Origin of the sequence: Vibrio harveyi NBRC 15634 = ATCC 14126 = KCTC 12724 (assembly GCF_001591145.1) — a bacterium.
Lineage (GTDB): Bacteria > Pseudomonadota > Gammaproteobacteria > Enterobacterales > Vibrionaceae > Vibrio > Vibrio harveyi.
Window position 1 is genome coordinate 1 of record NZ_BCUF01000093.1, and the last position, 5952, is coordinate 5952.

Here is a 5952-nt window from a genome sequence, read left to right on the forward strand (position 1 = left end):
CTCCGGGAGGCGCCTCCATTATTTTCGAAAGCTCGTCATCATGACGGGCTTTTTTTCGTTTTAAAGCATGATAATTAATCGCTTAAGTCTCAATTTCGCTACGCTTTTTGGTTATCTCCTCCCTGATTATTTGATCGTGATTCAATAATTGCGCTCAATTAGTTATTGGTTTTATAAATGTTACACAACTCAATAATTGTAGAGGGTGATTGGTGATAATTTCTCCACGATTGTAGTCCGAACTTTTTGTTGTACAACAGACGGTTAGTTGGATCTCTTCCAGTCGTCATGTTGGCTCTCTAAGTTCGAACTTCGTTCTAAAACGTGAGAGAAAAATAATGAAAACATTCAACCTTAAACCCACACTTTTACCTTTAACTTTGCTGCTGAGTTCGCCGGTATTGGCGGCACAAAATGGAACCATGATGCAGTATTTCCATTGGTATGTGCCAAATGACGGCGCACTCTGGACACAAGTTGAAAACAATGCGCCAGCACTATCCGACAACGGTTTTACAGCGCTGTGGTTGCCACCAGCATATAAAGGCGCAGGTGGTAGCAACGACGTTGGTTACGGTGTTTACGATATGTATGACTTAGGGGAGTTTGATCAAAAAGGATCGGTACGAACTAAGTACGGCACCAAAGACCAATATCTAAATGCCATCAAAGCAGCACACAAAAACAATATCCAAATTTATGGTGACGTAGTGTTCAACCATCGTGGCGGTGCAGATGGCAAGTCGTGGGTCGATACCAAGCGTGTGGATTGGAATAACCGCAATATTGAACTTGGCGATAAATGGATTGAAGCATGGGTTGAATTTAGCTTCCCAGGACGTAACGATAAATACTCAGACTTCCATTGGACGTGGTATCACTTTGATGGCGTCGATTGGGATGACGCAGGTAAAGAGAAAGCGATCTTTAAATTCAAAGGTGATGGTAAAGCATGGGATTGGGAAGTCAGTTCTGAAAAAGGCAACTATGACTACCTCATGTACGCAGACTTAGACATGGATCACCCAGAAGTGAAGCAAGAGCTGAAAGATTGGGGTGAATGGTACTTAAACATGACGGGTGTTGATGGCTTCCGAATGGATGCAGTGAAACACATCAAATATCAGTACCTACAAGAGTGGATCGATTACTTGCGTAAGAAAACGGGCAAAGAGCTCTTTACCGTTGGTGAGTACTGGAACTACGACGTGAACAATCTGCACAACTTTATCACTAAGACTTCTGGCAGCATGTCATTGTTTGATGCTCCGTTACATATGAACTTCTATAACGCTTCACGCTCTGGTGGCAACTTTGATATGCGCCGAATCATGGATGGCACCTTGATGAAAGACAACCCAGTGAAAGCAGTAACACTGGTTGAGAACCATGATACGCAACCACTACAGGCCTTAGAGTCTCCGGTGGATTGGTGGTTCAAACCACTTGCGTACGCGTTCATTTTGCTTCGTGAGGAAGGTTATCCGTCAGTCTTCTACGCAGATTACTACGGTGCGCAATACAGCGATAAAGGGCACGACATCAACATGGTGAAAGTGCCTTACATTGAGCAATTGGTGAAAGCACGTAAAGATTATGCTTATGGTAAACAACATTCTTACCTTGACCACTGGGATGTGATTGGTTGGACACGAGAAGGGGATGCGGAACATCCGAACTCTATGGCGGTTATCATGAGTGATGGTCCTGGCGGAACAAAGTGGATGTACACGGGTTCACCGAGCACACGTTATGTCGATAAACTAGGTATTCGTACCGAAGAAGTATGGACTAACGCTAGTGGATGGGCGGAATTCCCAGTGAACGGCGGATCGGTTTCTGTTTGGGTTGGCGTTAAATAATCTCGAGTGCAGAGTTGCAGGTGTGACCAATTTCGAAAATAGCATGCATTTAATCAATGTCTTATTTGATATTCATGAAACAAATGCGTAACTTTATTGTTGAGCATTATCAGTAGGCAGATTAAGGAAAGGAATCTATGCAGGAAGTTGCAACTATTGCGATTATATTCGGTGCAATATTCGGTGGTGGTATCGTTAAGTTGATTCTTAATCATCGCAAGGAAGTAAAAGCGCTCGAAATCTCTGAGCGTAAACTGATGAATCAAGAAGAGCGAGATGGTCTTAACAAACAAATAGACGACCTGAAACAGCGCGTCGAAGTATTAGAGCGCATCGTTACTGACAACAAATACCAACTTGATAAAGAAATTGCGTCTTTGTAATTCTGAACCAAGAACAAAGAGCCAGTTTAATACTGGCTCTTTTTGTATCTGTCGCTGAATCACAAGAAAGCGAAGTAATGGATTAACGCTCATCAAAGAAGTCTTTGTTGCGAATGTACTTGCTCATTAAGTGATAGGAAAAAGGGCGGATCAACCAACTTACCAAAGAACGCCCAAGGCGCATTAACGTTGGCGTGTTCTCATAAATTCTTCCATTATAAAGCCACAACATTTTACCTACATGCCAATAAAGAAAAGGTACCGGAGGCATAAAAGTAACAATATCGATGTCGCAACAGATTCGATAGGTTTTGTGACTTAAACGATAGCGTTTCTTGAATGTCCAATCACCAATCGCTGGTTGACCAAATGTCACTACTCGTTTGATGCTTTTTGGGTACTTACGTTCGATATAGTCGGCAAACACGCTGCCAATTGCGCCGCCCGACGAATGTCCAGTAATGGTGATGCGCTTACCCTGTAGAATCAGAGGTACAATGGTGGCTTCTAGTCGTTCAATCACGCTCAAACCGAGACGATCTTCATTTCGAGAAGGTTGGCTTTCTTGAAACAACAAATGGTAGAAGCCCGCATGGATGCGATAGTTAAGTCCTAATCGCTTGCAGCTACGAGTCCACATGGCAAAGTTCAGCAACCAATCGGTAATACTGTGCGAGCCTTTAATAACCACAACGACCTCAGTACGTTTTTTACTCCATAAAACACGGATCATGGTTTTGCCAAATTCGTTTTTAATGATCCGTTGCCCATTAGGGTCAAACCCATAGCGGGTCTGTTTAAAGACTCTGGGGTAGGCGAGATTACACAGCACGGCGTAGCGTTCGTATTGGTATCGTTTTAATGGCTTCACGTTTTTCTTCTTAGTCTTTGTCAATTTAAAACTCTAGACATGAAATATGAAAAACCGATGAAATGAGCAGGACTAAATTCAGGGTGAAATTTGATAAGTGAAGTGAAGGTTTTTTGTTTGTACTCAAGCGAGCTTAGCGCTTGAGTACGGACACATAAAGTGCGGACAAAGTTAGTTTGATGCTTGATGAAGAAACTCAAGTTGTTGTTTTTCTTTATCACTCATCTCATAAGGCTCATCAGAGAGAAGACCGGAATCAAACGCGCCGATTGGATATACTTCGCTTTCGCTTTGACCGTATTGCGCTTTTTCTCCCGGAAATCCAGACATGCGTTCTATCATGATGTCACGCAGTTCATAATCCGTTTTGCCTTTTAAAAGGACTTTATGGAAAGCCTTAAGCTCAATGGTTTGCTCTCCTTCCGATAAACGCTGCTTGTGCACCAATGACGCAATCGCGGAGCCGTTCGATTGATACAGGCTCCCCCTTACTCGATAGATACCAGCTTTATCAATTTGTAACGTAATAGGAATGATCATATCAGTATTTTTTGGCGTGCCGCTGCCTACATTGACAATACTTGCGACAGAATGAAAGAGACGTAAATCAGTACTAATGACGTCTTCGCCTTGCTCAAAAGTGATATGTGCAACCAGCCTTAACTCTTCTGGCCAATCAGGTTTTGGGGATATACGCCAGCCGGTTTCTTCCATCGTAAAAGTCGCGAGTGTCTTTTGCTGCTCAATATCTTCGACATCTAGTGACGCTGTCACTATATTGCTAGAGGATTTCAAATTGACTTCGATATCGTCTGGGAAGAAGTGGCGATACTTGGTTAAACTAAGCGTCGCTGTGTCTTTTCCATCTAATACGGGAACGGGCACTTCCTCAAAATGGTTCCAATCTAAATAAGGACTATTCTCTCCAAGGATGGGCTGGGAATATGAGGGGTATTGTAAAACTTGCTCGTGACGCACTGCGATTAACTCGAGATCTTGCGAAGAAGTAATATCCTCTATCAGCGGAGAATCGTCATACTCTACGTTGGCTGGCTCTGTTGTTACTTGCCTTGGCTTAACGATAGAAGAAGCTTGCTTATGTGGCATGAGATCTTGGGATATTTCAGTTTGAGTCGACGTTTCAGGTTCGTCGGAGGGGGATTTCAAAATAAAGAGTGTGACAGCACCGAGCGTTACGAACGTAGCAAGGGCAATAAGTTTTTTGTTGTTCATGTTCAATCTCTTGAATCATCCACTGTGGGTAAACAGAGCCAAACGATGTATTGCTTGGCTCCTGTACGGATTTAAACTGAACTTAGTTATAATCCTGCAGCAATCTCAGACATTGTATCTTGTTGGGAACCTTGAACATAAATGTACTTACTGCCGAACCATCCATTTTGTTGATAGCTATCGACTTTGACTGAGTGACCGTCCGCGAGTGCAACAGAAGTGTTGCTAGACGTCACTTTCCCTTTGTGCTTTGAGCCAATCACTTCGCTGTGGCTGTAGCCATTTCCCATGATGAAAGGGTAATGGTTAGGCATCAAGCTTGTTACGCCTTTACTTTGTGAAGATACTTTACCGTCCATCGCTAAGTGAGTCGAACAACTGTCGAAACTGCCGGAGCTAGAAGAACCACAGGATGAGTGCGCGGCTACAACGCCATCGTCTTTGCCCGGTAAGAAACTTGCTGTTGCTTTAAAATAATCACTCCCATTGCCGACAAAACGAATGCGAGGAATTCGGTGATCAGGCAGCATCGCTATTTGGCGAGCATTTGAGACTTTAAGGTCGTTTAACACTCCAGTGTTGTTTTTGTTTGGAGTATCACCAAGCCAGAGCGAAATAGCATAGCGCATGGCACTGTTTGTCCAGCCGCCACCTTCCGTAATATTGATGACGATATCACCCAGCTCTGAGCCACCACCGGCACCTGCGAAGTCGAAGGTGGCAACGACGTTGAGGGGAGTAAGCCCTGCGTTAGTTAGCCAGTTCTCTTGGTTATCAAGGAGATACCTTGCGACAAGATCACCGGTAGAGTGGGTCACTAAGATACAACCCGGCTGGCATGTCCCATTTCTCGACAACTCTTGAAGCTTCGGCCAAACGTAATCACTGGTAATTTTACCTTCGACGCGCTCTTGCGAAGGCCAGTCAATCCGCGCATCGGCGTATTGCATCCAATAATCTTTCCAATAATCCGCTCCTTCTGTTTCAACTTGCGTTCGCGAAGGTTGAGTTTGCAATTGATCGGGTTGGAAACCGTGAATGAGGACTACTTTGTAATCCCCAATGGCAGCGTTGGAAACTCCGGAAAATGCCATCGCCACTGCGAGTGAGGCAACTTTTGTCATTTTATTCATGATGTTATTAACCTTTGAATGTTTAGACTTGCTAGTAATAGCAACGTTTAATAAGCAAAAAACAAACATCAAAACCACTTTTGCTCAATGGTATGATTAGCGCCATGAATAAATACTAACAACACATCGGATCAGTGAAATGTTAGCGAGGTACAAGAATGAAGATTTTTTTTGCTATAAATGAGAGCATTTGCCGAAGTGGTTTATAAAATTGTTGATAAATTCATTATTTTATCCTCTCGTTCTCGGGGACCACTATTCTGTTGAAGGGCATTCATGGAGAGTACGTTGAGAAAAAACATCATGTAAGAGTGATGGATTTGTACATGGAACGGTCGAATTGGGTGCGGAGTATTCGCCTGAGTCTGCTTTTTAACCGCATGAATAAAAAAGATAAAATTTATTGTTGACCTAAAATCTTAATCCGTTAAAGTACGCCTCGTTCTCACGGCGCAGGTCGTTAGAGCAGG

General features: G+C 43.3%; 5 protein-coding genes. 2 read left to right on the top strand and 3 right to left on the bottom strand.

Annotated features, from left to right (window positions below; translation table 11 throughout):
* Positions 1-338 precede the first annotated feature (338 nt).
* Positions 339-1862, top strand: coding sequence for an alpha-amylase (gene amyS / locus VHA02S_RS24240; protein ID WP_005446966.1), 1524 nt, complete (start codon positions 339-341; stop codon positions 1860-1862).
* Between the two features lie 137 nt (positions 1863-1999).
* The gene (locus VHA02S_RS24245) at positions 2000-2245 is read left to right on the top strand and encodes a hypothetical protein (protein ID WP_005446964.1); all 246 of its coding nucleotides are present in this window, start codon (positions 2000-2002) and stop codon (positions 2243-2245) included.
* An 82-nt stretch (positions 2246-2327) separates the two neighbouring features.
* Here the strand turns inward: VHA02S_RS24245 and VHA02S_RS24250 are convergent, their stop codons facing one another.
* The 3 genes from VHA02S_RS24250 to VHA02S_RS24260 form a co-directional block, all read right to left on the bottom strand.
* Positions 2328-3116: a lipase family protein gene (locus VHA02S_RS24250; RefSeq protein ID WP_038899627.1), complete on the bottom strand. Its 789-nt coding sequence runs from the start codon at positions 3114-3116 to the stop codon at positions 2328-2330.
* A gap of 171 nt (positions 3117-3287) precedes the next feature.
* Complete coding sequence (locus VHA02S_RS24255) at positions 3288-4349, bottom strand: hypothetical protein (protein WP_038899628.1); 1062 nt, start codon at positions 4347-4349, stop codon at positions 3288-3290.
* 86 nt (positions 4350-4435) lie between these two features.
* Positions 4436-5482 carry a hypothetical protein gene (locus tag VHA02S_RS24260; RefSeq protein WP_026138207.1) on the bottom strand — a complete coding sequence of 349 codons (1047 nt, stop codon included), beginning with the start codon at positions 5480-5482 and terminating at the stop codon, positions 4436-4438.
* Positions 5483-5952: the final 470 nt, after the last annotated feature.

What these genes read in the sequence shown, in the direction of transcription:
- amyS (WP_005446966.1), top strand. Translation starts at nt 339, where the DNA reads ATGAAAACATTCAACCTTAAACCCACACTTTTACCTTTAACTTTGCTG.
- VHA02S_RS24245 (WP_005446964.1), top strand. Translation starts at nt 2,000, where the DNA reads ATGCAGGAAGTTGCAACTATTGCGATTATATTCGGTGCAATATTCGGT.
- VHA02S_RS24255 (WP_038899628.1), bottom strand. Translation starts at nt 4,349, where the DNA reads ATGAACAACAAAAAACTTATTGCCCTTGCTACGTTCGTAACGCTCGGT.
- VHA02S_RS24260 (WP_026138207.1), bottom strand. Translation starts at nt 5,482, where the DNA reads ATGAATAAAATGACAAAAGTTGCCTCACTCGCAGTGGCGATGGCATTT.